The sequence below is a fragment of the Pseudomonas sp. BS3767 genome, assembly GCF_900099665.1.
In the GTDB taxonomy this organism is placed as follows: Bacteria; Pseudomonadota; Gammaproteobacteria; order Pseudomonadales; family Pseudomonadaceae; genus Aquipseudomonas; species Aquipseudomonas cerasi.
In genome coordinates this window covers 195,649-221,701 of the sequence record NZ_FNCX01000002.1, presented here as the reverse complement: position 1 = coordinate 221,701, position 26,053 = coordinate 195,649, and the positions used below count along the sequence as shown (strand labels likewise).

The 26,053-nt window shown below is 58.8% G+C and carries 27 protein-coding genes; 13 read left to right on the top strand and 14 right to left on the bottom strand.

Annotated elements, in window-relative coordinates; all coding sequences use genetic code 11:
• Positions 1–12: 12 nt before the first annotated feature.
• The 7 genes from BLR16_RS05465 to BLR16_RS05430 form a co-directional block, all read right to left on the bottom strand.
• Positions 13–723 carry an ABC transporter permease gene (locus tag BLR16_RS05465; RefSeq protein WP_003363569.1) on the bottom strand — a complete coding sequence of 237 codons (711 nt, stop codon included), beginning with the start codon at positions 721–723 and terminating at the stop codon, positions 13–15.
• Complete coding sequence (locus BLR16_RS05460; protein WP_003363567.1) at positions 720–1,448, bottom strand: ABC transporter permease; 729 nt, start codon at positions 1,446–1,448, stop codon at positions 720–722. Before BLR16_RS05460 ends, BLR16_RS05465 begins: the two co-directional genes overlap by 4 nt.
• A 77-nt stretch (positions 1,449–1,525) precedes the next feature.
• Positions 1,526–2,308 carry a transporter substrate-binding domain-containing protein gene (locus BLR16_RS05455; protein ID WP_092194157.1) on the bottom strand — a complete coding sequence of 261 codons (783 nt, stop codon included), beginning with the start codon at positions 2,306–2,308 and terminating at the stop codon, positions 1,526–1,528.
• A gap of 343 nt (positions 2,309–2,651) precedes the next feature.
• Entirely contained in the window at positions 2,652–4,355 is a 1,704-nt protein-coding gene (locus tag BLR16_RS05450) for an ATP-dependent DNA ligase (protein WP_003363563.1), read from the bottom strand.
• Entirely contained in the window at positions 4,352–5,398 is a 1,047-nt protein-coding gene (locus tag BLR16_RS05445) for a ligase-associated DNA damage response exonuclease (protein ID WP_092194155.1), read from the bottom strand. Before BLR16_RS05445 ends, BLR16_RS05450 begins: the two co-directional genes overlap by 4 nt.
• Before the next feature lie 416 nt (positions 5,399–5,814).
• Positions 5,815–8,289, bottom strand: a complete 2,475-nt coding sequence (locus BLR16_RS05435) for a penicillin acylase family protein (RefSeq protein ID WP_074804887.1) — start codon at positions 8,287–8,289, stop codon at positions 5,815–5,817.
• 245 nt (positions 8,290–8,534) lie between these two features.
• Entirely contained in the window at positions 8,535–8,735 is a 201-nt protein-coding gene (locus BLR16_RS05430) for an SEC-C metal-binding domain-containing protein (protein WP_003431196.1), read from the bottom strand.
• Between the two features lie 158 nt (positions 8,736–8,893).
• Here BLR16_RS05430 and BLR16_RS05425 point away from each other — a divergent pair, with 158 nt between their 5' ends.
• The 3 genes from BLR16_RS05425 (at position 8,894) to BLR16_RS05415 (ending at position 10,446) form a co-directional block, all read left to right on the top strand.
• On the top strand, positions 8,894–9,550 hold the full coding sequence (locus tag BLR16_RS05425; RefSeq protein ID WP_003431195.1) for a LexA family protein: 657 nt from the start codon (positions 8,894–8,896) through the stop codon (positions 9,548–9,550).
• Positions 9,551–9,678: 128 nt separating this feature from the next.
• Positions 9,679–9,927, top strand: coding sequence for a DUF1654 domain-containing protein (locus BLR16_RS05420; protein ID WP_003363552.1), 249 nt, complete (start codon positions 9,679–9,681; stop codon positions 9,925–9,927).
• A 189-nt stretch (positions 9,928–10,116) separates the two neighbouring features.
• Positions 10,117–10,446 carry a hypothetical protein gene (locus BLR16_RS05415; protein WP_003314406.1) on the top strand — a complete coding sequence of 110 codons (330 nt, stop codon included), beginning with the start codon at positions 10,117–10,119 and terminating at the stop codon, positions 10,444–10,446.
• A 9-nt stretch (positions 10,447–10,455) separates the two neighbouring features.
• Here BLR16_RS05415 and BLR16_RS05410 read toward each other — a convergent pair whose 3' ends face one another.
• A complete protein-coding gene (locus tag BLR16_RS05410; RefSeq protein WP_058397250.1) occupies positions 10,456–10,947 on the bottom strand; it encodes an LEA/WHy family protein in 492 nt (163 codons plus the stop codon).
• 117 nt (positions 10,948–11,064) lie between these two features.
• On the opposite strand from BLR16_RS05410, the gene BLR16_RS05405 reads away from it, so the two are divergent.
• A complete protein-coding gene (locus tag BLR16_RS05405; protein ID WP_054082123.1) occupies positions 11,065–11,616 on the top strand; it encodes a hypothetical protein in 552 nt (183 codons plus the stop codon).
• A gap of 111 nt (positions 11,617–11,727) precedes the next feature.
• Positions 11,728–14,163 carry a TonB-dependent receptor gene (locus BLR16_RS05400; RefSeq protein ID WP_074804885.1) on the top strand — a complete coding sequence of 812 codons (2,436 nt, stop codon included), beginning with the start codon at positions 11,728–11,730 and terminating at the stop codon, positions 14,161–14,163.
• Between the two features lie 129 nt (positions 14,164–14,292).
• Here the strand turns inward: BLR16_RS05400 and BLR16_RS05395 are convergent, their stop codons facing one another.
• The 3 genes from BLR16_RS05395 to BLR16_RS27900 form a co-directional block, all read right to left on the bottom strand.
• Positions 14,293–14,766, bottom strand: coding sequence for a YchJ family protein (locus tag BLR16_RS05395; RefSeq protein WP_003431189.1), 474 nt, complete (start codon positions 14,764–14,766; stop codon positions 14,293–14,295).
• A 3-nt stretch (positions 14,767–14,769) separates the two neighbouring features.
• The gene (locus tag BLR16_RS05390) at positions 14,770–15,267 is read right to left on the bottom strand and encodes a DUF6231 family protein (RefSeq protein ID WP_003363541.1); all 498 of its coding nucleotides are present in this window, start codon (positions 15,265–15,267) and stop codon (positions 14,770–14,772) included.
• Positions 15,268–15,531: 264 nt separating this feature from the next.
• Positions 15,532–15,861, bottom strand: a complete 330-nt coding sequence (locus BLR16_RS27900; protein ID WP_129402392.1) for a hypothetical protein — start codon at positions 15,859–15,861, stop codon at positions 15,532–15,534.
• Between the two features lie 46 nt (positions 15,862–15,907).
• Between BLR16_RS27900 and BLR16_RS05385 the strand changes: the two genes are divergently transcribed.
• The 8 genes from BLR16_RS05385 to BLR16_RS05350 all read left to right on the top strand — a co-directional run bounded on the left by BLR16_RS05385 (position 15,908) and on the right by BLR16_RS05350 (position 23,230).
• On the top strand, positions 15,908–16,585 hold the full coding sequence (locus tag BLR16_RS05385; protein WP_003363540.1) for an iron-containing redox enzyme family protein: 678 nt from the start codon (positions 15,908–15,910) through the stop codon (positions 16,583–16,585).
• Positions 16,586–16,609: 24 nt separating this feature from the next.
• Positions 16,610–17,497: a 2Fe-2S iron-sulfur cluster-binding protein gene (locus BLR16_RS05380; protein ID WP_063682330.1), complete on the top strand. Its 888-nt coding sequence runs from the start codon at positions 16,610–16,612 to the stop codon at positions 17,495–17,497.
• 14 nt (positions 17,498–17,511) lie between these two features.
• On the top strand, positions 17,512–18,723 hold the full coding sequence (locus BLR16_RS05375; protein ID WP_074804881.1) for an ATP-grasp domain-containing protein: 1,212 nt from the start codon (positions 17,512–17,514) through the stop codon (positions 18,721–18,723).
• Positions 18,720–19,883, top strand: coding sequence for an ATP-grasp domain-containing protein (locus BLR16_RS05370; RefSeq protein WP_074804879.1), 1,164 nt, complete (start codon positions 18,720–18,722; stop codon positions 19,881–19,883). Before BLR16_RS05375 ends, BLR16_RS05370 begins: the two co-directional genes overlap by 4 nt.
• A 15-nt stretch (positions 19,884–19,898) precedes the next feature.
• A complete protein-coding gene (locus BLR16_RS05365; RefSeq protein ID WP_072366784.1) occupies positions 19,899–20,996 on the top strand; it encodes an arginine deiminase family protein in 1,098 nt (365 codons plus the stop codon).
• Between the two features lie 15 nt (positions 20,997–21,011).
• Positions 21,012–21,959 carry a DMT family transporter gene (locus BLR16_RS05360; protein WP_044310181.1) on the top strand — a complete coding sequence of 316 codons (948 nt, stop codon included), beginning with the start codon at positions 21,012–21,014 and terminating at the stop codon, positions 21,957–21,959.
• A 244-nt stretch (positions 21,960–22,203) separates the two neighbouring features.
• Entirely contained in the window at positions 22,204–22,479 is a 276-nt protein-coding gene (locus tag BLR16_RS05355; RefSeq protein ID WP_003363526.1) for a DUF1145 domain-containing protein, read from the top strand.
• Positions 22,472–23,230 (top strand): hypothetical protein, encoded by a 759-nt coding sequence (locus tag BLR16_RS05350; protein ID WP_003363522.1) that lies wholly within the window; start codon positions 22,472–22,474, stop codon positions 23,228–23,230. Before BLR16_RS05355 ends, BLR16_RS05350 begins: the two co-directional genes overlap by 8 nt.
• A 69-nt stretch (positions 23,231–23,299) precedes the next feature.
• Here the strand turns inward: BLR16_RS05350 and BLR16_RS05345 are convergent, their stop codons facing one another.
• The 3 genes from BLR16_RS05345 to BLR16_RS05335 form a co-directional block, all read right to left on the bottom strand.
• Entirely contained in the window at positions 23,300–24,331 is a 1,032-nt protein-coding gene (locus BLR16_RS05345) for a purine-nucleoside phosphorylase (RefSeq protein ID WP_060708181.1), read from the bottom strand.
• A gap of 26 nt (positions 24,332–24,357) precedes the next feature.
• The gene (locus BLR16_RS05340) at positions 24,358–25,317 is read right to left on the bottom strand and encodes a nucleoside-specific channel-forming protein Tsx (protein ID WP_054082128.1); all 960 of its coding nucleotides are present in this window, start codon (positions 25,315–25,317) and stop codon (positions 24,358–24,360) included.
• Positions 25,318–25,497: 180 nt separating this feature from the next.
• Positions 25,498–25,962, bottom strand: coding sequence for a CopD family protein (locus tag BLR16_RS05335; RefSeq protein ID WP_003363517.1), 465 nt, complete (start codon positions 25,960–25,962; stop codon positions 25,498–25,500).
• Positions 25,963–26,053: the final 91 nt, after the last annotated feature.

The following is a 26,053-nucleotide window of genomic DNA, read 5'->3' as shown; positions in this document are numbered from 1 at the left end:
GTTCAGTCCTGATTAATGGGCCGGGCCGAGAAAGGCCAGCCAGCGGCGTTCGGCAAGGCGGAACAGCCCGACCAGAATGAACGTCACGGTCAGGTACATGACGGCGGCGATACCGAAGGACTGGAAGGTCATGAAAGTGGCAGAGTTGGCGTCCCGCGCTACTTTCAGGATGTCCGGCACCGTGGCGGTAAAGGCCACGGTGGTCGAGTGCAGCATCAGGATCACTTCGTTGCTGTAATACGGCAGCGAACGGCGCAGCACCGACGGCATGATCACGTAAGCGTAAAGCTTCCAGCCGGTCAGGCCGTAGGCCTTGGCCGCTTCGACTTCGCCGTGTGCCATGCTGCGGATAGCCCCGGCAAAGATCTCCGTGGTGTAGGCGCAGGTGTTCAGAGTGAAGGCCAGGATCGTGCAGTTCATCGCATCGCGAAAGAACGCATCAAGCATCGGCTGTTCACGCACCGCAGCAATGCTGTAAATGCCGGTGTAGCAGATCAGCAACTGTATATAGAGGGGCGTGCCGCGAAACAGGTAGGTGTAGAACTGCACCGGCCAGCGCACCCAGCGGTTTTTCGACACCCGCGCAATCGACAGCGGGATCGACACGCAGAAGCCGATGGCGATGGAGGCGCTGAGCAGCCACATGGTCATCGCCAGGCCGGTGACGTTGACGCCATCTGTATAAAGGAAGGGCTTCCAGTATTCCTGCAGCAATTCGATCATCGCTGTGCCTCCCGGCTGCCTGCGGCGTAATACCGCTCAGCCCAACGCAGGGCGAAGTTCGAGGCGCTGGTGATCAGCAGGTAGATCAATGCCGCCAGCACCAGAAAGTAGAACAGCTGATAGGTGCTCTTGCCCGCGTCCTGTGACGCCTTGACCAGATCGGCCAGGCCGATGATCGACACCAGCGCAGTCGCTTTGAGCAGCACCTGCCAGTTGTTGCCGATGCCCGGCAGCGCATAACGCATCATCTGCGGGAACACGACGTAACGAAAGCGCTGGCCGCGTTTCAGTCCATAGGCTGTCGCTGCTTCCACCTGACCGCGAGGCACGGACAGAATCGCGCCGCGAAACGTCTCGGTGAAATACGCACCATAGATGAAGCCCAGGGTGATGACGCCTGCGCCGAACGGGTTGATCTCGATGTATTCCCATTCCATCGCGTCGGTCAGCATGGTGAGCCAGGTTTGCAGGCTGTAGAAAATCAGCAGCATCAACACCAGGTCCGGAACACCACGGATCAGTGTCGTGTAAATTTGCGCCGGCACGCGCAGCAGCGCGGAGCTCGACAGTTTGGCGCTGGCCCCGATCAGTCCGAGCAGAATGCTCAGAGCAAGCGACAGCACAGCCAGTTTGACGGTCATCCAGGTGCCTTCCAGCAACAGCGGGCCAAAGCCCTTCAGGCTGAATGCCGAGAGTCCCAGGTTTTGCATGAGTGCATCGAGCATGGATAGGCCTTGTTACCAACAAAAACGCCCACCGATCGGGCGACGAATCATCGCCGAAATCGATGGGCGTCGGGGTGTTATTTACCGCTATAGAGATTCAGGTCGCCAAAGTGTTTTTTCTGGATTTCAGCGTAGGTGCCGTCGTCGTGCATCGCCTTGATGCCTTTATCCAGCAGCGCTTTGAGTTCCTTGTTGCCCTTGGCAATGCCGATGGCGGTTTTGGCTGGCAGCAGTTCGCTGTCGACAGGCTTGCTGACTTCGTAGTCGGCACCGGCTGGCGATTTGAGGAAGCCCAGTTCGGCCTGGAGCATGTCCTGGATAGAAGCGTCCAGACGGCCCGAAGTCAGGTCGGCGTAAACCTGGTCCTGGTTGGCATAGGCCTTGGTGGATACACCAGCCTTGTCCAGTACGGCCTTGGCGTAGGCTTCCTGGATGGTGCCTTGCTCATAGCCCACGGTCTTGCCTTTCAGGCTGGCCAGGTCGGCGGTCAGGCCTGCACCTTTCTTGAACACCAGCGAGGTCGGGCCGGAGAACAGTTCGTTGGAGAAGTCGATGACTTTTTCGCGAGCCGGGGTCACGGTCATCGAGGAAATGACGCCGTCGAATTTGCGTGCCTTGAGGCCAGGGATCATGCCGTCGAAGTCGCTTTCGACCCATTTGCAGGTGACTTTCAGCTCTTTGCAGATCGCGTTGCCCAGATCGATATCGAAACCGACCAGGCTGCCGTCGGCCGCTTTGGACTCGAACGGTGCGTAAGATGGATCGACGCCGAAGCGCAGTTCCTTGTATTCCTTGGCCATGGTGTTACCGGCGGCGATGCACAGAGCCAGTGCAGAAAGAGTCAGCCATGCTTTTTTCATTGTTCAGTCCTTAAAACCTTAAATGGGGCGTTGGGAATACGCGAAGCGTGCTACCGGCAAGTGCCAGACAGGCATTGGTTAGCAATTTCCGAACCAGAGGAACGAACGTGCGTTTGAAATATAAGGGGTTGTCGCTATTTCATATAAACGGCTGGCAATAGGCCGCCCATGCGCGCTTACAGGGCTGGTGTTCATCGCCCGGTCCGACACAAGATGCTTTTTCAGGTAAGAAAGAGCGGAAGATTGGTAACGAATCGGGAAGTTTCCTGCGTTGAGACGGGATGATTCGTTCGTCGGTGTTTCAAAAAGGTGCACGGTATTTGTCGTGCGCCTTTTTGGTGCTCTAGTTCAGCAGGTCCTGCAGCGTCGCCAGACTGTCGGCTTCGGCGACCGGCTTGTCCTGCCGCCAGCGCAGCATGCGCGGAAAACGCACCGCGATGCCGCTCTTGTGGCGCTTCGACAGCGCGATACCTTCAAAGCCGAGCTCGAATACCAGCGTCGGGGTGACGCTGCTGACCGGCCCGAATTTCTCCACCGTCGTCTTGCGAACGATGGCGTCGACCTTGCGCATTTCTTCATCGGTCAGCCCCGAGTAGGCCTTGGCGAACGGCACCAGGGTGCGTTCACTGGCGTCGGGCGGGCCGTCCCACACTGCAAAGGTGTAGTCGCTGTACAGGCTGGCGCGTCGTCCGTGACCGCGTTGCGCGTAAATCAGCACGGCGTCGACACTGAACGGATCGATTTTCCATTTCCACCACACCCCCATGTCCTTGGTGCGACCGACCCCATACAACGAGTCGCGAGCCTTGAGCATCATGCCCTCGACGCCCAGGCTGCGAGAGGCCTCGCGCTGGGTGGCCAGATCGAGCCAATCCTTCCCGCTGAGCACCGGGGAGGGCATCAGCACCTCGCTCTGGCAGGTTTCGATCAGCGCTTCCAGTTGCGCACGGCGCTCATGTTGCGGGCGACTGCGCCAGTCATCGCCTTGCCACTCCAGCAGGTCATAGGCGAGCACCACGACCGGAACGTCGGCAAGAATCTTTTTGCCGAGCGTCTTTCGGCCTATGCGCTGTTGCAGCAGGGCGAACGGTTGAACCGAGGGCGCAGCCGCAGGCGAATCGCTGTTCAAGGCAAACTCCGCATCGGCATCGGGGTTCGCATCGGGGGCTTTCCAGACCACGATTTCGCCATCGATCACCGTGCCGTCCGGCAGGCACTGCACCAGGCTGTGCAACTCTGGAAAACGGTCGGTCACCAGCTCCTCGCCGCGCGACCAGATCCACAAGCGTCCGTCACGTTTGACCAGTTGCGCGCGAATACCGTCCCACTTCCATTCCACCTGCCAGTTCTGCGCCGGACCGAGCAACTCCTCGAACTGATCGGCGGGCTGTTGCAGGGAGTGGGCGAGAAAAAACGGGTAGGGCTGGCCGCCGCGTTGGGCGTGCTCATCTTCGGATTCAGGCGCGATCAGCTTCAAATAGCGTTCGGCGCTGGGTCGGTGCGACAGGTCGGTGTAGCCCACCAGTCGTTGTGCGACACGCTTGCTGTCGATGTCTGCCAGCGCTGCCAGCGCACGGGTGACCAGCAGCTTGGACACGCCGACGCGGAAGCTGCCGGTGATCAGCTTGATACAGACCATCAGGCTGCTGCGATCCAGCTGCGACCAGAACAGCGGCAACCGCTCGGCGAGTTCTTCAGGCGGCAGGCCGCGCAATGGCAACAGCTTGTCTTCCATCCAGGTGGCCAGACCTTCGTCATTACTGTGGTCGGCCTGGGGCAGTAACAGCGACAGGGTTTCCGCCAGGTCGCCGACCGCCTGATAGCTTTCTTCGAACAGCCATTCCGGCAGATTTGCCAGGGTCATTGCCTGCTCGCGCAGCACACGAGTAGGCACCAGTTGCCGTGGACGTCCGCCTGACAGAAAGTACACCGCCCAAGCGGCGTCCTCTGCAGCCGCCTTTTCGAAGTAGTCGCGCATGGCGGCAAGTTTGGCGTTGCTTGACGTAGTCGCGTCCAGTTGTGCGTAGAGTTCAGCGAAAGCTTTCATGACTGAGCCTCACCCGTGCCTGCCGCCTCGGGTTCGCTGGTTACCGGGTTGCTGTCTTCTTCATCGCCGTATTCGGTGCTGAAGCCTTGCGCATCCAGGCCCAGTTCACGCAGGTAGCGCACCAGTATGCCGACCGAACCGTGGGTCACCATGACGCGTTCGGCGCCGGTCTGTTCGACAGCCCATAGCAGGCCCGGCCAGTCGGCGTGATCGGACAGCACAAAACCACGATCCACACCGCGCCGGCGTCGTGTACCGCGCAGCATCATCCAGCCGCTGGCAAACGCATCGCTGTATTCCCCAAAGCGCTTCATCCAGCTGCTGCCGCCTGCCGAAGGCGGGGCGAGAATCAACGCCTGGCGCAGTGCGGGATCGGTCTTTTTGAAATCGCCGGCGTATTGGGTTTCGGGGATGTAGATGCCGCCCTCGCGATACACACGGTTCAGCGGTTCAACGGCGCCGTGGACCAGAATCGGCCCGATCTGCGCGTCGATGCCATGCAGAATGCGCTGGGCCTTGCCGAACGAATAGGCGAACAACACGCTGGCCTTGCCCTGGGCTGCATTGGCACGCCACCACTGGTTGATGCCTTCGAAGATCTGCGCCTGCGGTGCCCAGCGATAGATCGGCAGGCCGAAGGTCGATTCGGTGATAAAGGTATGACAGCGCACCGGTTCGAAGGCCGCACACGTGCCGTCCGGCTCGACTTTGTAATCGCCGGAAGCAACCCAGACCTCGCCTTGGTACTCCAGTCGCACTTGCGCCGACCCCAACACATGCCCGGCCGGATGCAGGCTCAGTTTCACGCCGTGATGGGTGACGGTTTCGCCGTATTCCAGGGTCTGCAGATTAATGTCCTGCCCGAGGCGCGAACGCAGAATGCCCTCGCCACTGGCCGCCGACAGGTAATGCTCGTTGCCGGTACGGGCATGGTCACCATGCGCGTGGGTGATGACTGCCCGTTCGACAGGACGCCATGGATCGATGTAGAAATCACCGGGTGGGCAGTACAAACCTTCGGGGCGTGCAACGACAAGATCCATGGGGCAACCGTATGGATGGGCTTGTTAGCTATGAGCCGGTAAGGATCTGGAAGTTCGGGGAGTTTGCGTGAGGGCTGCGGAGCGTGAGGTGCGATAAATGTCCAAAAGAACACTATCGTGCATAAAAGCGCTTTTTTGTCGCGATGGCACAGACGACGCCGAGTGCGACGTAAGTGACAGGGCGAAGGAACCCGACGAAGTCGGGCCGGAAACCGGAGCGAGGGGATTTGCCTACTTTGGCCCCATCAAAGTAGGTCTCCGAGGGGCGAAAAGGTGACTTGAGTCGAGCCTAAATCCACCTGACACCACAGAACCGATGTGTGACGCAGAGCGTCACGAAAGGCATTACCACGCTGGAGCGTGGGAACGATAGGTGTCCTGGAGAACACCCTCGTGCCCATGCTCCCTTTCGGCGCTTACTTGCCCGGCGTCAGCGTCAGGCGCTGTTTGCCGTAGCCCTTTTCGTAGTTCTGTTGTTGCACCGGAATCGACTGGTACTGGCCTTTCTGCCACGGCTCGATGCTGTTGGCGTAATACGGGCTGGCCGGGTTGCCGGATTGGCCGGTACTGATCAGGCCGGTCATCGGTTCGACCAGGCTGAAGTCGACAATCATGCGCAGACCGGGTGCCATGCGGGCGTCGAAGCCCTTGCCCCACTCGAAGCCGGACACGTTCAGCGTCGTGTGATCACCCCCCGCTGCTGTGGCGCCACGGTTGAACTCGCCGCCACCCAATTGTTTGGCCAGCGGGCTGGTAGAGGCCCAGTTGTCGCGGTGCAGTTTGCCCCATTGCCAGGCCTTGTGATCGCTGCCCAACAGGCTGTCGCCGCTGGTGATGGCGGCCGCCAGACTGCGCGCAAGGATGGCCGGTTTATCTTCCTTCTGCGCGGTTTTGACGTCATCCCAAAACGGACTGTCATCGCGACCCAGCAAGTGGTCGGCCTGTGGCGAGTAGGATGAACTGGCGTTGGCCACCAGTGCCTGCCAGGCAGGGCTGGTTTCCGGGCCCAACTCATCAAGGAAAATCTGCTTGGCGCTTTCCTGCAGAAACAGCTCGTACAGCGCCGCATCAGCCGAAGTCGCACTGAGCTTGCCATCGAACGCCATCAGGCGCGTGAGCGCTTCGCGGGCCTTGTTGCGCTCAGCTTCGGGCAGAGCATCAATGGCCTGTTTGAGCGGCTTGCTCATGCCCGGCGCCTGGAACATGGTCTTGAGCTTGGCGGCGAACGTCGTGGTCTGGTCGTATTGCATGGCGATGGTGCTGCGCAGGTCCTGCTTGCCGCCGTTGGCGAGTTCGGCAATCCGCTCGGCGCGCTCCGGGTAGCCCCACGAGTTGGAGAGCTGCATGCCGTAGCCTTTCGGAATCGTGCGTTGGTTGGCCGCTGCAAGCCAGCCTTGGCGCGGGTCCTGATCATAGGGGTGGAGCATCGAATCGGCGAAGCCGTCCCAATCGTACTTGCCATCCCAACCCGGCGAAGGCAGCAGGCCCTGGCCTTCACGGCGGTTCGGGAAGCGGCCGGTGACCTGCCAGCCAATGTTCGAGGCGTCGGCAAAGATCATGTTCAGGGTGATCGCCCGGATCTCGCGGCTGGTATCGAAGGCTTTCTCGACGTTAGGCGCACGGGACAGGTCGAAGAACGCATCCAGGCTCTTGTCGTCCTTGAAGTTCGGAACCTGCAGCGCCAGGCTCAAACCGTTGCCGGGCGGGGTTGCAGAGGCGTTGAGCAGCGCGCCGTGGCGGGTTTCGTACACGGTTTCACGCAGCGGGCTGCCGCCCTTGACCAGAAAGGTTTCCTGATGAGCCGCCGCTGGCAGCCATTTGCCGTCAGCCATATAGGAGACGCGGTTGCCTTCGCGCTTAATCTTCTCCAGAAACAGGTCCTGGTTGTCGCCCTTGACGTTGCTCATGCTCCACGCCAGTTTGCCGTTGAAACCGCTGAGCACCAGCGGCATACCGGCGATGGTGACACCGGACACCTGATATTTCGGTGCGCGGATCTGCACGAAGCTCCAGGCAGAATTGAGCCCGGCAGGCAGCTGCATGTCACTGGCGAGCAGGCTCTTGCCGTTTCGGCTGCGTTGTGGCGCGATGGCCCAGTTGCTGGAGGCCGCGACGCCGAGCATGTTCAGGTCCGAGAGCTGCAGGGCGATCCTGTTCAGATCGCTCAGGCCGGTGACCTGATTGTTCAGGTTCAGGCCCTTGAGCTTGTCGGCTTCGGCAAATGGCAATTCTTCGTCAGGGTAGGTCGGCAGTAGCCAGGCGAGCTTGTCCGCGCTGACTTTCTGCGCCAGAACCAACGCCGACAGCTCTTCCTGCAGGTTGACCGACAGGCTGAAGTTGAGCAGGCTGAAGATCAGCGCCGAGTCTTCCGGCTTCCAGTATTCCGGCTTATAGCCCGAACTGGCGATATCGGCAGGCAGCTTGTCGCGATAACGGAACAGGTAGGCGTTCACGCCGCGCGCATAGACATCGAAGAAGCGTTTCAAGCGTGGCGATGCGGCGTTGTACAGGTCGCTGGCATTCTGCTTGAGGTTGACCGAGCGCATCAGGCGGTCGACGTCCAGCGCATCGGCGCCGGCCATTTCCGACAAACGGCCCTGCGCCAGCAGGCGCATGCCGAGCATCTGACTGATCCGATCACCTGCATGAACGTAGCCCAGCGTGAACAGCGCATCGTGGTAGCTGCTGCTTTCTATCAGCGGCATACCCATCGTGTTGCGGCGCACCGAAACGTTCTGCGCCAGCCCTTTGAGCGGGAACGTCCCGGAAACAGGCAGCACGGTCTCGGGATCGCCGCCGCCCAACTGGCAGCCGGCAAGGCTCAGGAAGCTCGCCGCAGCGGCGGCAGCGCCGAATCGGGGTAGAAAATGACGAAGGGCTGGCGAGGCCATGGGCAAGCTCCTGGAGGGGTAACGTACAAAAGCCGCTACGTTAGAGAGCAGGCAAGCCGCACGCAAGCGGCACGGACTAGTTTATTTCAGGATTTTGCAGAGGCTGACCAGACGCCTTTAGTTCGCAACGCTCTGCGCTACATGGCAGCCAGTGGCTACATGCCTTAGGTCCCTAACTGAAGGCAGGCAGCACACTCAAATGAAAACGGCCTGCAATGCAGGCCGTCGTCAGAATGCTCCGCGCCTTACGCGCCGTGGCATTTCTTGAATTTCTTGTCGCTGCCGCATGGGCAGGGATCGTTACGACCGACATCCTTGAGGGTATTGCGCACTGGCTCCTGATGGGCGTGACCGCAGTTCGGACCGTGTACATGGCCGTGCTGGTGGTCGTGGTGATCGTGATCATGGTCGCAATCGGGGCCATGCACATGGGCTTGCTGGTTCATCGGTTTTACTCCGCAATTAAAACTGGCGCGCATTATCCCGCAAATCATGGCAAAGCAGTATCGCCATATCAGGATTCGCATAGCATCGATTTTTAAGTATGCTTAGTTTTAGTCGAGCGTTTTTCAGCGTTCTTTATTCCATGTGCAGAGCCGACTCCATGACCCGACAGGAACGCATCGCCAGGGCAATCGCCGCCAGTGGCCTGAAGAAAGGTGAGATTGCCGCCCTTTGCGGCGTGGCCAACTCTGCCGTCACCCAGTGGATCAGCGGAGAAAGCAAGAGCCTGAGGCCGGAAAACCTTTACGCACTGGCTCGTGCCACGGGCTTTCGTGCCGAGTGGCTGGCGATTGGCGAGGGGCCGGAAAAGGCGCCTGCCTTCGACGCCAACGTTGCGCTGATCGATCAGCCGAAAATGTCCTTCCGTTATCCGGTGATCAGCTGGGTCTCGGCAGGCTCGTGGGAAGAGGCGGTTCAGCCTTACCCCGACGGTTTTTCCGACCGCTATGAAATCTCCGACTACGACTCCAAGGGGCCGGCGTTCTGGCTGGAGGTCAAGGGCGATTCGATGACCGCACCCACCGGCGTCAGCGTGCCGGAAGGGATGCTGATTCTGGTGGACACGGAGGCCGACGTGCAGCCTGGCAGGCTGGTCATCGCCAAGCTGCCCGCCAGCAACGAGGCGACGTTCAAGAAGTTGGTCGAGGATGGTGGCACACGCTACCTGAAGCCCTTGAACCCGGCGTACAAAATGATCGAGTGCGGTGCCGACTGTCGCATTATCGGCGTGGCCGTGAGGATGACCGGCAGGCTGTAAGCCCTGCGTGGCAGGGCGTGCGGGCATTTTTGTCCAAGATGCTCGGCAGGACACGTCCTACGAAATGCTTGCGAGGTTCATGCAGCTGGAATACTGTATTTATATACAGTTATGCCTCGGAGGCTATCATGGCTGGCAGTAATAATGGATCGACAGGCAGGTCTTCCTACGAACAGATCGGCAAGCGCATTCAACGGCTGGTCTCCGCGCCGAATGTTCAAAAGACCCAGTGGGTCATCGTCGTCCGTCGTGATGATGAGCCCTTGGACAGCTGGAACGTGGTGCTGCAGGAAATCGAAGAGACCGAAGGCATCGAGATTGACCGTCAGCCAGACGGTTCGATAAGGATCGGCTGGCAGCGCTACATCGATAATTGACCTCAAGCCTCTGATGCTCGCCCGGTAGCGCGGTGGGTTGATGGCATATGTTTGCCTGTTTTTTTAAGCATGCTTAATTTTTTGATTTTTGAACGGTCCCGACGCCGCAGCAATTCCCGGCAGGTCCCCCAGTGTCTGAATTTTTCTGTGTTCGTGAACGGCTGTATTTCTTGAACGGAGTCAGAAGCGATGGATATCTTGAATGGTTTGGCAGACCGAGGCGAATGGCTGGTAGCCGGTCTGGTGGGTGCGATCATTTCTGGCTGGTGGCATAAGGCAGGTCTGCTTGACTGGCGTGCCTGGCTGGTTTTTCTGGTGACCGGTGTGGCTTGTGCTGTGTTTCTCACCGGCATTGCCAGTGATTACCTTGGCGTGGCAGACCCGCGCAACACCACGGGCGTGGGGTTTCTGCTGGGATCGTTCGGCGGTGCGCTTATCAGTGCCGTCAATCGGGCATTGTGGGCCGCGGACATCTGGAAGTTTCTTCTGGAACTGATCAAGGGCAAGCTGGGCGGATAGCCGGAATGATCATCGGCGCTGGATCAGGTCGTGCGGCAGCACATCGCCTGATGTGCCGATGCGGACGTTGTGCCTGAATACGATGCCGGTCTTGAGCTTGCCGTCCAGCCGATAATGGATCGGCTCATCAGGCTTTTTCAGCAGTTGAGCGATGTACCGTGCGTAGCGCCAGAGGTTGGTGCGAATCGGCACCACAAAGGTTTTGCGGCTATTACCGTCGACGACAAACCAGTCGCTGAACGCGTCATCGACGAGGACCACGTCATTGAGGGTGATCTTGTACTTCAGGCCACGCACCAGCAAGCTGTCTTCGTTGGGGTTTTCAACTTCGAAGTACAGCTTGAAATCCTGCTGTGTCAGCCTTGCCTTGACCACCTGGACCTTCAGCAAATGCACTTCCGGTTCCTGAGTGCGGTCAAAACTCAGGAGTGAGCATCCGCCGAGCCCGAACAGGATCAACGCAAGGCTTATGATTCTTGTAATGTGCGCCTGAAAAAACATGGATGTGCTCCCTTTGACGCCTGAGTCTACCAACTCGACGTTCAACGGCAACGCGCTTATTGCGCTGTATCACGCTACGCCATACTTTTACTGACGTGCATATCGGTGTCTTCTTCCATGAATCTCTACGAAATTGTCTTCAGCGCTGAACTCGTCGCCGGAGCACAACCCGAGAAGGTAAGGGCTAACCTTGGCAAGCTGTTCAATGCGGATGCTGAACGTCTGGACCTCCTGTTCTCGGGGCGCCGACTGGTTCTGAAAAACAATCTCGACGCCGCAACCGCAGAAAAATACCGCGCCACCCTGGAGCGCGCAGGCGCTCTGGTGCGTGTGCTGGAAATGAATACGCCACCGCCCATGGAAGAAGTCGAACTGGCGCCGCCGCCCGACGCGCCGACCTGGTTGCGCAAGACCTCGGTCAGTCCGGGGCGTTTGCAGATCAAACCGCGCGACGCTTACATGGCGGCTTTTGTGGACGTCGATGCGCCGGACTACTCGGTTGCAGAAGCGGGCGTCGAGTTGCTGCCCGGCAAGCCTCAGCCTGTTGCGCCGCTGCTGGATCTCTCGCGTTTGAGCCTGGCCCCGGTGGGCAGCGACATGGGACAGGTGGAAAAGCCCGAGTCGCAGGAGGCGCCCGATACGTCGCATCTGAAGATCATCCCGGAGTGATGCTGCGAGCCCGCTGAATCCTGAAACGGAATTATTTTCAATCAGCCCTGTTACTTTCGAGCGTTCGTCCGGCTAACAGGCATTGAGAAGTATTCCATCAGGAGTTGCCCGATGTCCCGTTCGTTAGACACCCTTCTGCGTCCCAGTCTGTTGGCCGTGGCGATCGCCCTGTGCACGCCTCTGACCAGCCCGCTGTCGATGGCGGCGCAGCAGGCCAGCGTGGTTGCCTATGATCTGCCCGCAGGCCCGATGGCGACCACGCTGAATCGGATCTCCAGCCAGGGTGGTCTGGCACTGAGTCTTGACCCGGCGTTGGTCGCCGGCAAAACCAGCTCGGCGGTGAAAGGCAATTTCGATGCGGCGACGGCCTTGCGCGAGGCCCTGCGTGGCAGCGGTCTGCAACTGGTGCAGAGCAGCGCCGGCACCTACACGCTGATGGCCATGGAACAGAACGCCTTGAATCTGTCGGACGTCAACATCAACGCCAATAGCACGCCCCTCGAAGGTTCGGAAGCAGCGGGTTATCGCAGCGAGACCGTCAGCAGCGTCGGCGCGCTGGGTGGCATGAGGCTGCAGGACACGCCTTATTCCATCAGCGTCACGCCTCAGGCATTGCTGAAAAACATCCAGGCCACCTCGCTGGACGATGTCATCAAGCACAACCCGTTCACCCAGATGTACTCGCCGACCAGCGCCGGCTACGCCAGTGCCGTCAACATTCGCGGTTTCAGCAGCGCGGGCAGCCTGAACATCGCCAATGATGGCCTGCGTTTCACCAACGGTGCCGACGGCAGCAACTACATGGAAGAGATGGAACAGCTGGAAGTCATCACCGGGCTGACCGGCTTTCTGTATGGTCCGGCCTCGCCGGGCGGGCTGGTCAATTACGTGCTCAAGCGCCCGACCTATCAACGCTACAACAGCGTCACCCTGGGCAATGCCGGGGGTGAGAATTACTACCTGCACGGTGACTTCGGCGGGCCGATCGACAGCGAGGGCAAATTCGCCTATCGCCTCAATGTGCTGACCCAGGATGGCGAAACGGCCGTCGATCTGAACAAGCGGCGTCGCGAGATGATTTCCCTGGCGCTGGACTGGAACGTGTCCGACGATCTGCTGGTGCAGTTCGACGCCTCGCACAAGAAGACCGAGATTCGCGGCCTGACCAGCTACTGGTATTTCGGTGACCAGTCCCTGCGTCCCAGCGCGGCATCACTGGACAACGACAAGCTCTACAGCCAGAGGTGGTCGTTTTCCGATTATGAGTCCGACAAGGCCGGTGTTCGCGCCAAATGGCGCTTGAACGATACGTTCACCTTGCGCGCAGCCTTCGCTGCCCAGCAGTACACCTCGGAGAACACCTACACCGGGCCGACGGTCTACAGCGCGGGCCTTTACTCGCAGCCGCTGTATGCCTTCGCCCCGATTGAAACCGAAGAAAAGACCGGCTCGTTGTTTCTCGATGCGGCGTTCGATACCGGTTTCATCGGTCACAAGGTCACCGTGGGCTATCAAGGCAATACCTCGCGCCAGAAACAGTACGAGGATCACATCCCGTACACGCCCGATCAGCCAGGCCCGCAATACACCTCGCCGGTGGGCACAATACCGCTGGACCAGACGCCTCAGGTCGGTAAACCGTCGTACTCGATCGGGCATGGCGACCAGCGCCTGGCCAACAGTTCGGAAAGCAACAATGTCCTGATCGGTGACGTCATCACCTTCAACGAACAATGGTCAACGATCCTGGGGGTGACCAACACGCAGATCAAAACCTACGCCAACGAGTTCGTCTATGCCAAGGCGTTCGGCTCGGCGGAAACCGAGACGAAATACAATGAAAGCAAGACCTCGCCAAACATCTCACTGGTCTATAAACCACTGCCGTGGCTGACCACCTATGCGACGTATATAGAAGGCCTGCAATCGGGTGGCGTCGCGCCTAGCGGTACGCTCAATGCCGGCCAGGCGTTTGCGCCTGAAATCAGCGAGCAATACGAAATTGGTGCCAAGGCGACGCTGGGCGAAACCCTGCTGACCCTGGCGCTGTTCAACATCGAAAAGCCCAACGGCTACACCACGGGTGGCAACATTTACGTGGTTGACGGACGTCAGGAAAACAACGGCCTGGAATTCAGCGTCACCGGCAAGGTCATTCCGGAACTGACTGTGGTTGGCGGCTTCACCTTACTGGACCCGAAAATCAAGAAAACCGGCGTCGCCGCGGATGAAGGCAACGTGCCGACCAACGTCGCCAAACAACTGGCCAAGGTCTATGCCGAATACGACATCAACCCGGTACCAGGCTTGGCCATGACTGGTGGGGCGTTCTACACCGGCAAACAATACACCGATCAAAGCAACGAAAACGACCTGCCGTCCTTCACCACCTTCGACGCCGGAGCCCGCTACCGCCTACGCCTCTCAGAAAACGACCTGACCCTGCGCGTCAACGTCAGCAACCTGACCAACAAGGAATACTGGCTCAACAGCAGCTACCTGGGCGACCCACGCACCGTCGCGTTCTCGGCGCAATTGGAGTTTTAAGGTGCGCCCAATCCACCTGATAAGGCAGACCGCTGTGTGACGCAGAGCGTCACGAACTGCATTCCCACGCGGAGCGTGGGAACGATGGTCAACCGCAGAGTTCTCGACGCTCAAGCAAAGAGACGCAACTCAGTCCACATAAGCCGAGCAGCACTTCTTGAACTTCTGCTCACTGCCACACGGACACGCATCATTACGCCCAGCTCTCAACGGCACGGTAGAGTCGATAAAATACCAGCGGCCCTGATTCTGCACGAACGACGAACGCTCCTTATGACTGTGCTCACCATTGCCGTCATGCCAGCGAGCGGTAAAGGTCACGAACGCATGCTCCGGCTTGCCGCCGAACACCTCCGAGCTTTCCACCTCCAGCCCCAGCCAAGTGCTCTGCGCACTCCACTGCGCGATAGCCTCACGGTCCAGCCCGTCTTGCTGCACCGGCAGAGTGGTCTGTACCAGGTAGTCGGTCAGCCCCAACACATAGGCGCTATAACGCGAGCGCATCAGCTTTTCCGCGCCGGGGGCAGGCTGACCTGCGTGATAGCGACCGCAGCAGGCCAGCAACAGATCGCCGCTGCCGCAAGGGCAAATGGCACTACTCATAGGTCACCACCAATACTTTCCAAAATTCTCCGGGTTGGCCCAGTACTTCGCGTTCAGCCAGTCGGGCACCTGTTTGTACTCACGCAAGTCGTACGTAAACAGGTTCAGTACCTGCTCGTTGCGGGCGAAGCGTTCGCTGGACTGCAGCGCCAGCGAGAAAAAATCCGTCTCCTGCCAGCCGCAGGCCTGCAAATCGGCGAGCACCGCGATGCGGCTGGCGTTGAGGTTGCGGATGCCACCCAACAGTTCCAGGCCGGTACGCTTGGGGATGTGCTCAAGGCAATCGACCACCAGCGCCAGATCGAAACGTTGCGCAGCCAGATGGGCAGGCAGCGCACCGGGTTCGGCCAGCGCGACCTCGGTCTGCGGATGGGCCTCCTGAAAGGCCTGCAACGCCGGGAACGCCTGAGCGCCGATCAACAGCAGGCGCTGCGGCGCATAGCGATCGAGCAAGGCAGCCAGCGCTTGTTGGGGCGTACGGTTCGAGTAGCCGACGGTCATTGAAAGTCCTCTGGTTGGCTGACAAGACTAGCCTGCCCGGCGAGGTCTGGAAAGCGTCGTTCACGGGCCTTCAGGTGCAGCGACTGGTTCATTAAGCCATTTGGCAGATACTTAGATTATAAAGTTACTTGCAAGCTGTTTTAAGAGGTATTAGGATCCCCGGCACAAATTGGATCCCAAGAGTGACTGCATGGACGCGACGCCTAAACACCTTCAATGTAACTCAATTGTATTTTCTGCGATGCCTTGATAAAGGCGTGGCACTTACTGTGTGTCCGGCGGGCATGCAGAATATTCTGACCACGGGCTATTAGGCGTGCGGCGTTCATTATGATGAACCGCTTTTCTGTGCGCCTTGAATACGCAAAGCAATGATATTGCCCGGGTCATTCGGGTGCGTGCCGGTGCAGCTATTAAAAACGCTGGTTGTTCAGCTGCCGCATCTGGCAATAGGCTGGGGCGCCTGTTTGACGTCATTTTTTGTTTTACGCAATCGCTGTTTGACCACTCGATCAGCTTTTGCTCTCGGTTCAGGCCGTCGGTCATTTGTTTTGTTGTGATACGGATAACACGGTTCAGCATGGCGCTGAACATTAAATGTCATTAAGCCATTAATGATTAACATGGAGAGAAGCAAACGATGATATCCACCGCTGAGATGCTAAAGACGCTTGAAAGCACCGTTGATGCCTGCCTGGAAGCAGAATTCAAAAAAGACACTGTCATGGGCGAGTTCCACAAAGGCGACTGGTTCAATGAGTCTTATTACAAGCGTCATATCCTGGAGTGCGTGATCCGCATTCACATGAACAACGAGCTGGACGCACGGGCTGTACAGGTTGCGGCGGTCGATAACATTTCCGCGGCCAAACAATTGTCCTACTATTTGTATGATGAGTTCGGCCACGACGAAATGTTCGGTCAGGACCTCGCTACGTACGGCTATTCCCCTTCCGATATTCAGGCGCAGTTCGCCTTTCCGGAAACCTGGAAACTCATGGGTTACCTGAACTTCTGCGTCAGCAAGTTCGGGCCATTGTCCTCGATCACCTGGGACTGGTTCCTCGAATACTACGGCGACAAGTACAGCTCGTTCATCACTCAGAAGGCCAGCGCCAGCATGGGCCAGCCAGCGGTCAGCGGAGCGGCTTCGCACGTGGCTTTCGACGAAGCCGAGGACCACAGCGGCATGATGAACAACATGCTGGCGTCGGTTATCAAGGACGAGAAGGATCTGCAAAAGGCTGTCGTTCATATCAAGGCATTCGTGCCGATGGTCGGTGAGTACTTCCAGGCCCTGCGTGCAGCAACGCTTTAATACACCTTACTCAAGGTCGGTGTAATGGCAATCTACAGTGTTCGTATTGGAGACCAGACTTACACCGCCGAGAGTCAGCACCCCCTTACCGATGCCCTTCCTCATGAAGCGTTGGTAAGGGGGTGTCTCAAAGGGGTGTGCAGAGTGTGCAAGTGCACACTTGTTTCGGGTCGCGTTCTGGAACAGGGAAAAGTCGTTGCCTTGAATGAAGCCTTTTTGCCATGCGTCAGTCGTGCTGAAACGGATATTGATATCCGCGTTGCGATCAGCACTTTTCATAAGGCCAGGCTGAAAAGCAAACGGATTCTGTCCGGGCAAATCATGGAAGTCGTGCTTGAGGTCAAAAAGGTTTTTTATAACGCCAAGTCGGTCATCAGCTTGAAATACCCCGAGGGTTCAGCGGTACGAAGTTATTCCGTGGTCACCTTGGGTGGCAAGGATTACGACAGCCTGACCTGCCATGTGAAGTTGCGTGAGGGTGGCCTGTTCTCGGGCTTATTGGTGCAGTGGCCAATTGGCGAACCGTTGGAGTATTCAATTGCAAGTCCTGCCTTGCCGGTCTATGAACAGTCCCTGAGTCGTTTGAATGTCGTGAGCGGTGGAAGTGGAATGGGGGCGGCACTGAGCCGTGCGCAGGAACTGGTGGCGAAGTACGGTATTAGTGAAGTTGCCATTTACGCCGTCAATCGTGCAGGCCTAAGCGATTATCACGCGGGGTGTATAGAGGTCTTTCGCAAGACGGTTGACTGCGACGTTCAGGTCACCAACTTTCCATTTTCCGAATGGACCCACCCTGACTTCGCCATTGGCGAACACTTGATGCACGACACGCTCACCATCGGCGTCGGGTCGGATGGGGTGATCGGCAAGTTAAAGAACCTTCCCTTGTGTGAACTTGAAAGTTTTGGATAGTCGGAGACTGAGCCATGTCCATCGTTGTCATTGATCCTGTTTCATCCGGCATTAACTATATCAATGCGGCGCAGCAACTGGGCGTCGATGTCTATGTGTTTTCCTGTGACGGTGGCGAGCAGGAGCTCAACGCTGAGTTGCGGGCCAAGGTGCGTCAGGTCATCAAAATCGACACCGGTGATTTCGATGCACAGCTAGAGAAAATCAATGAGTTGGGAAACATCCGCGCCGTTCTTCCCGGTGTGGAGTACGCCGTGCCCATGGCCGCGCGCCTGGGGGCTGCGTCAGGCACAACGCATCTGCACGACAGTGCAGTACAGAAAGTGCGCAACAAATTCAATTTCCGCAGTCGGCTGACTGACGCGGGGCTGAGCACTATCGGCTTTTTCCTTCTGGATGCCCACGCCCCGGTATCGGTGCCGGAGGGTTTCAGCTTTCCGGCGGTGGTCAAGCCGATCGATATGGCGGGCAGCATCGGTGTGCGCAAGCTCTACAGCCATGAAGAGCTGATCGAAGCGGTGGAGACATTCCGTCAATCATTGCCCGACGACATCGGCTTTACTGCCAGTGGCCGGCTGATTGTCGAAGCGTACATTCCCGGCACGGAATACAGTGTCGAAGGCATTGTGCGCAGCGATGGCAGCGTCACCCTTGCGTCCATCACGGAAAAACTGCTCGGCTCGGAGCCGTACTTCGTCGAAGTCGGTCACATTGTGGGCCAGGGCTATGACGAAGGGTTTCGCAAGGTGCTGACCGAATACTCGCTGGCGGTGCTTGAGGCCATAAAGCTCAACGTCGGGCCGTTCCATCTGGAGTTGCGTGTAACGCCACAAGGCCAGCCGGTGGCGGTTGAACTGGCGGCCCGCCTTCCAGGCGACAATATCGTCGAGTTGATCAGGCGTGCCAGCGGCATTGACCTGGCCAAAGAGACGCTGTGTGAGTACCTGGACATCGACAGTCGCACCGTGCCATGTGCGAACGGCGTCAGTGCCATCGCCTTCATCCCCCGAGGCGACAAGAGCGAATTTACCGAACTGCAGGGGCTCTCCGACATTTTCGACAGTCCGTATTACCTCTCGCATCAGGTGTATTACCGGTCCGGAGATGCTCTGGGCTCCGATCAGGACTGGACCTCAAGAATTGGCTACGTCATGTTCGGCGGCGCCGACGAGGCGCTTGTAAGAAGCCTCGTCGGGCGGGTACACACAGAGGTTGGAATCGTATGAAGCATGTCCTGATCATCAACCGCTATGACGACGAGCTTTCGGACTACCGCAACTACATCGATCACTCGCAGGTCGATGTCTCCTACATATCACTGGCAGGGCACTCGCGACTGATTGATCCGCAGATCAGCGCCAATGTGGTCGAAGTCAGCGTACTGGACGCCGATCTGATACTTCAGGAAGCGCGGGCCATTCATCGTCGTCAGCCCGTCGATTTCGTGATCGCCTTTTCGGAATACGATCTGGATGCCGCTGCGCTGGTGCGTACCGAATTCAACATACCCGGTGCCAAGGTCGCCGATAATCTGCTGTGCCGTAACAAGGCGAGCATGAAGGAAGCCTTGACCGGTTCTTCGGTTCGTTATCCTCAGTACCGGAATCTAGCGTCGCGCAGCGGCGTCGAAGCCTTCTGTCGCGAGCACGGCTTTCCGGTCATCCTGAAACCCCAGGTGGGCGCCGCCTCGGACGGCGTGGTGAAGATCGAACGCCTGGAAGACATACCCGACCTGCCGGATTTCAATGGCTACGAAGTCGAAGAATATATAGAAGGCGATATTTATCATGTCGACGCGATACTGGCGGCCGACAGCATGCCGTACTTCAAGGTGTCCAAGTACCTGAACACCTGCCTGGACTTTCGCAACGGCCTGCCGCTCGGCTCGGTCACAGTCGATGACCGGGCATTCGTCGCGCGGGTTCGCGCGTTCACCGAAGAAGTCTGCCTGCGTCTCAACCTGCACAACCAGGCCATTCACCTGGAAATCATCGAGCGTCGTGGCGAGCTGGTGTTTCTGGAGATCGGCGGTCGCGTCGGTGGCGGCGAGATTCCGTTTGTCGCGTTGCGCAGCGAGGGGATCGACCTGTATGAGCTCTGGACCCGCGCCGCGCTCGAAGTGGCCATCGCTCCGCTAGACACCCGAATCACCGGTTTTCTGATGATGCCCAATCCGTTCCCCGGCGGGTTCACCTTCGATCCGCAGATGGAGCTCTCCCATCCGCTGCTGACGTATAGCAGCGTGCAGTCTCAGGGCGATTCAAGTGCGTTCAGCTACGAGGATATCCCCGCCAGACTGCACTTCGCCGCCGACAGCCAGGCTGCGATAGAGCAGGCCATTGTGCAGTGCATGAATATTTTGCAGACGTCGATTCGCGCAACCTGATTTCTGGAACCCTGGATGAAAGTGCTCCTGCAGCTTCCCTCTGTCGTGCAGCCTGTTTCCATGTCGGTATTCATGGAATCGCAGCAGCCGTATTCGCTTCGGCAGGCAGATGCCGATGTCATGGCTATGGCCAGTTCGTTCAATGCAGCGGGTTTCCCGACCGTCTTCCTGTCCGATGCGCTGTTCAGCGAGGACGGTCCGCATGTCGCCATCGAGGATATGCGGCGGTTGGCAAGGCATGCATTGCGCTTTGCCGACAACGTCGAACACGGGCGCCAGCAGCTTGCTCACCAGCAATTGTTCCGCTGCAGTCGGCAGGAGTTGGCCGAGATCATCATCAACCAGCCCGAGCTACGGCTGCATGACGATGACGAGTTGGGCCGGATCAGTCCGGACGCTACCTACGAGAGTTACCGGATTCAACCGCTGTACGGACTTCTGTTTCCGCGGGACCACTTCATGAACGTAGGTGGACAGCCGGTTTTCGGGCGTCTGAAGCGTCAGGACAGGGCGCGTGAGGTGGATGTGGTGAAGCAGGTGGTCGCTGCACATGGTCACGTTCCCGTCGAACTCGATCAGGTGCTCGAGGGCGGCGACTATCTGGAAAATGAACGCGTATCCGTGATCAACATCGGCTTTCGTACCGAGCTTCCAGTGCTGGAGTTCTTGCTGGCTTCAAACCTGCTCAAGGGTGAAGTTGTGCTGGCGGTGCAGGACGTATGGCGCAATCCGGAACAGTTTCACTTGGATCACTACGCCTGCCTGCTGCGCAACGCCCTGCTGGTCGACGCGAAAAGAGCGGACGCAGCCGACCGATCCCTGGTCAACGTTTATCGGCGCGTGTCATCGGGCTGGCAACTGACTGACAAGGACCTGACGCTTCGCCAGGCAGCACAGGTCGCGGGTATCGGGCTGATACCGCTGGACGAAGAAATGATGGCTGCATGGTGCGCAAATGCATTGTCATTGGGCAACCATGTCTGGATCGATCAGAACGCACCGGTGCGCCTGCTTGATCAGTTGGCTGAGCATGACTGTCATGTTCATCTGATCGCCTGTACAGAGCATCAAAAGCAGTTCGGCGGCATTCATTGCGCCACTCAACTCCTATAACTTCGAGGGACCGTCATGAAGGTGGGTAATAAGGCGTTTCTGCCCGTTCTGGCACTGATCATAAGTACCATCGGTGTGGCCTCCGCCATTGCGTTCGTCAAACTCAGTGAAGTGGATGCCACGTCTACCCTGATGCTGCGAATGTTCATGGCGGGCGGTATGGCCTCTGCGCTGGCTGCCTGGCCAGCAGGTAAAAACACTGAGACCGGGACCGTCGGTACGGCGCGCAGCCGGCGGGCGATGCTCTGGTTGCTGGTGCTGTCGGGCGTGGTGTCGTGTGTGGATCTGCTGTCCAATCACTGGGCGGTCAAGCTGACCAGCATGGCCAACACGTCGGTCCTGATGAACCTGTCCCCGGTGTTCGTGGCGCTGCTGTCCTATCTGTTCATGAAGGAAAAAATCGGCATCTATCAAGTGTTGGCGCTGGCCCTGAGTATCGGCGGGGCGTGTCTGCTGGTGTTTGACGGCAGTGCCAGCGTGGCATTTTCCAGTCAGAGCGTGACCGGCGACCTGCTGGCCCTCAACTCGGCGCTTTTCTATGCGATCTACCTGATCATGATCAAGTCGTTGCGCGACTGCTTCACGTCTCGCAAGATTATTATCTGGAACAGCTTTACCTGTGCAGTGCTGTTACTGCCCATCGCTTTGCTCACCAGTCCGAAGGTTCTGCCGGACACCGTGTACGGCTGGGTGGTCATTGCGTTGCTTGCGCTGATCAGCCAGCTTCTCGGCCATGGCCTGATGGCATATGCACTCAGGCACGTCGATGTGGTACTGGCCTCTGTTTCTGCACTGGCCCGTCCGGTGGTGGCGATTTTGATCGGTTTCTTCTTTTTCGATGAGCAGCTCACGTTCGTGCAATGGGTTGGCGTTGCTGCGGTATTGGCAGGTGTCTGGTGGTACAAGCGTCCGGTGCCGGTGGTACGTCCAGTCGTTCAGGCCAAGACTCCCAGCGAGGCCTGACAGGCTCGATACATATCAGAGGTCCTGCAAAAAGCCCTGCATCCTTTGTGACAGGGCTTTTTGGTGTCCGCTATCCTTGATTGCAGTATTGCCGAACACAAACATTGTCTTGCGTCGAGATCATTGCGGATCTTTTTCAACACACCGCTGGCATATTCGGCGTACAGCACGTCTACTGTGCGGCGACGAAAAGCATGCGAAGACTGCAATTTCGTAATGGATCATGACAAGGGGTGGGCAGGCAATGAAGGTGTTTTGGGGGCTGGGAAAGATATTGATGCTGGGCTTCTGGCTGGTGGTGCTGGTCAACGCGGCGATTGAGGCGCCCAGCCCGTTTGGCGTGATGATCGACATGGCAGGCGCGGTGCTGTTGTTGACTCATTTGCTGGAGCTGATTCTGTTCAACGGCAGCCTGCGCGGTCGCCGGCATCCGTGGCGCGACCGGGGCAAAATCATTCTTTTCGGCATCTTTCACGTTCAATCCATCGGCCGTTCGGTCAGGGGGCACACTCATGCGTAAGCTCGTTCTGCTGGCGGCACTGTTCAGCCCTCTGGCCATGGCCCAGGCAATTATCGTTGCGCCACACTCGCTGATGCGTCTGCCTGGCAACAGCAGCGTTCTGCAGGTCGAGCGCCTTGAAGTGGCCGACTACGGCACTCTGCTGATCCCGGCCGGGATCGATGATGTGAAGATTGGCGAGCTGGTGCTGGGGCACGAAGCGCGAATCGCCATCGTCCCTGGTGTGCAGGCGTTCAATATGGTCGTGCTGCACGGTGAGTTCGGCACCGGCAGCCAGATCACCGCGCGGGGCGCGCCGGGTACTTTCGAGAAACCGGCACGGCCAGGGCGCAACCTGACCCTGCGCCTGCAGAGCCTGAATGCCGAAGAACTGTCGATTGACGCCCGTGGTGGCGCAGGCAGCCCAGGCTATGCCGGGCTGGACGGCGGCACGGGCGAAGACCCGGGCTGTACCTGGGGTCAGGCCGGGCGTGGTTATAACGGCGACAGCGGCGGTAATGGTCACGATGGCGCTGCGGGCGCACAGGTGCGTCTTGAACTGCCACAGAGCTATCCGGCCGAGCGCATCAAGGTGAATGTCGCGGGTGGTGCGGCGGGCAAGGGGGGCGAGGGCGGCAAGGCAGGTAAGGGCGGTGCGTCCAAAGGCTGTATCGTCTACCGCGCTGAAGGCGGCAAGGCTGGCAGACAGGGTGAGCCCGGTCTGCCAGGTGCTCCGGGACCGGCAGGCGCGTTGATTCTGCAACGTCTGTAATCTGCGAGAGCCTGTCCGGATCAGGTGCAAGGCCATGATCCGGACAGTCGCGACCCGCTTCACATCACATTATTGCGGTACGCCTTTCTCCCAATTCTTCCAGTCGCCGACAATCGCCTGCACCAGCGGGTTGCCGGTGCGGTAGAGGTTTTCCAGCGCCGGGACGAAGGCACCCTGATCGGCGTACTTGAGCAGGTTGTCCACCTCGCTGTAACCCGGATACGGACGATCGAAGTCGGAACCCGCGCGCACGACAGCCAGGCGATTGACGTCGACCTTGCCGGCCTTGCTCGCTCGCAACAGAGCCTCGTAGGTGGAGTTATCCTCCTGCTGGGTGGTGCAATACACGCCCTTGCCGTCGGTCAGCAGCTTGGTCCAGACTTCCGCACGCTCGCTCAGACGCGTGCCGGAAAACCAGGTATTGCCTGCCAGCGTGTCGCACTGCGTGACCTGCGGCGGCTGGTTGGCAGGCGCATAAGGGTATTTGACGCGCCAGGCTGCTGATTCCTTGCTCTCGCTGAGGGTCACTTTGTGCGACAGGGCAAACGCCTTGGCCTGCAGCTTGGGGTTGAGCTCGAAGACTTCGGTCTTGTAATCCAGTGGCGGCTTCTCGTTCGGACCCTTGGTGTTGATGCCCAGATAACCGGTCGGCCATTCCTTGGGCACATCGCGGGAGTCGATTTCCCACTGCGTGCCGAATTCCACCAGATAATGTGCCCAGGCCGTGGTGCCGAGTGTGCCGTGGTGCGGGTTGATGCCGGCAATGCCCGCGACGATGAAGTAAGTCTTGCGCAGGTCGAATTGCGGCGACAGGGCCAGGGCCAGAGTCGATGCTGCGGCATTGGTCTGACCCATGCCGGTGACCAGCAGGCAGACGTCCTGATCATTGCAGCGGATGGCCGGGTACTCGGCGGCAAGGCCGGGCACCTGGATCTCCTTGGTCAGATGCAGCCGGTCGATCCAGTTCTGTGCTTCGGGCGCAAACATGGCGACCAGCATGACCTTGGGCGTGACCGGTGCCACCGGCGCGGTAGCCGCCCAGACAGCCGGGCTAAGCAGTGCCAGCGTGGCGCAGAGGGTATTGCGAGTTGTGTGTTTCATGAAAACTCCTGTCGTCATAATCAGGTTCAGAACTGGTAACCCACGCCTGCGTAATAGCCCCAGCCGTCGGAGCGCGCGCGGAAGTTGCCATCGCCGAAGTTCAGCTCGCTGCCGTCCTGCCAGTTGCCGCCGTTGTGGAAGTAGCGGCCAACCAGGGTGAAGCGCAGATGCGTGAAGGCGTAAAGCAGCACATTGGTGGCGACCGTGGAGTTGCCGGTGCGTGCCGGATCGTTTTTGAGGTCCGAGCCGAAATCGAAGTTGGTGAAGCCGATATAGGTCAGCGAGGCGCCGTTGTCGAACGTGCTGATCGGTACGATGTATTTGAGCTGGGCGCGATAGCCGTCCCACGAATATTCGTTGCTGGCACCGTAGTTCTCCCACTGGTAGCGGCCATAGAAGTTGGCCGACAGATTGACCCGCGAGTGGGTATCGATGTCAGTGCCCAGGCCGCTGTACAGGGTGTTGGCCCGGTTCGCCGTATTGCTGCCGTGGTCATAGATCCAGTCGAAGGCGACGTACCATTCCTTGAACGGACCAATGGCCAGACTGCGCCCGGCGAGGTAGTCGATCGAGACGCGTGGCTCGTGCTCCATGAACAGCGGCGAGCCATGGTCCCAGACGCCTTTGTCATTATCATTGCCGATGCCGAGAATCTTCGGTACGTCGACATAGCCATACAGCTCGAACGGCCCTTTGCGGCCGAAGTATTCGTACTCCAGGTAGATGTCATCGTTAGGCTTGGGGCCGAAGCTGATGTCCTTGCTGCCGATCAGCGTCAGGTCCTGGTTGAACCAGTCTGAAAAATACGCGCCTTTACCTTCCTTGGGCGAGGCAGGTGGGCTGAGTGCTTCGCCCTGCGCCGAGTCTTCGGTAGCGGCGGGCTGTGCCAGCGCGCTGGTGCATGGCAGCGCCGCAGCGGCGGCGAACAGCAGAGGCATGAGAAGTCTTGAGGGCGTTGCGGGTCGAGTGAACGGCGGCTGTGGCATTGAAGCTCCTTTTCGTGGGCGCGTACTGCTGATCGCAAACGTTTGCACAGCCCATGCCAAACTGTTTCAAGATGTTGAATGCCTTGGATATCAGGCGCAGAAGATGACCGATCGGGCAGGAAAACGCCCGCAAGCTGTGCGCGGTGTCACCGCCAGTGCCCCGCGATGTTCCGTTTTACCTCAAAGGCCCGGACGAGCAGCGGCGAGCATGACCACGGCCAGACCGATAATCAGATTGATGCCGACCAGGCGGCGGATATGGCCCAATGCCGCGGCGCCCTCGGCCCACTGTTCGGCTTCCACGGCACGACGCAGCTCCGGCAGTTGCAATGACTGGATACGCAAAAACAGCGCAACCATGACCACGTACAGGCCCATCATGATCTGCACATAACGCGGCGCGGTTTCAAAGCCGGTGAAGTTGAGCTGAATCATGCCGATGCCGGTGATCGGCAGCAGCACCACCGCAGCCCAGACCCAGGCGAAGAAGCGCGGAAACACCTGGACCCACACTTTCAGGCGAGAAGGGCCTTCAAGTGCTGCAATGACTGCTGGGCGCAACACCATCCAGGCGAAAAACATCCCGCCAACCCACACCAGGGCAGCCAGCAGATGCAATGTATAGACAGTAGAAAAAGCGGTCATCGGACACTCCGTTCTGCGCGGATGGATTTAGCGCGCTATGATAGCGCCCACTCAGAACTACTGAAAATTTATCCAGCCTTTTTAGCCGTGC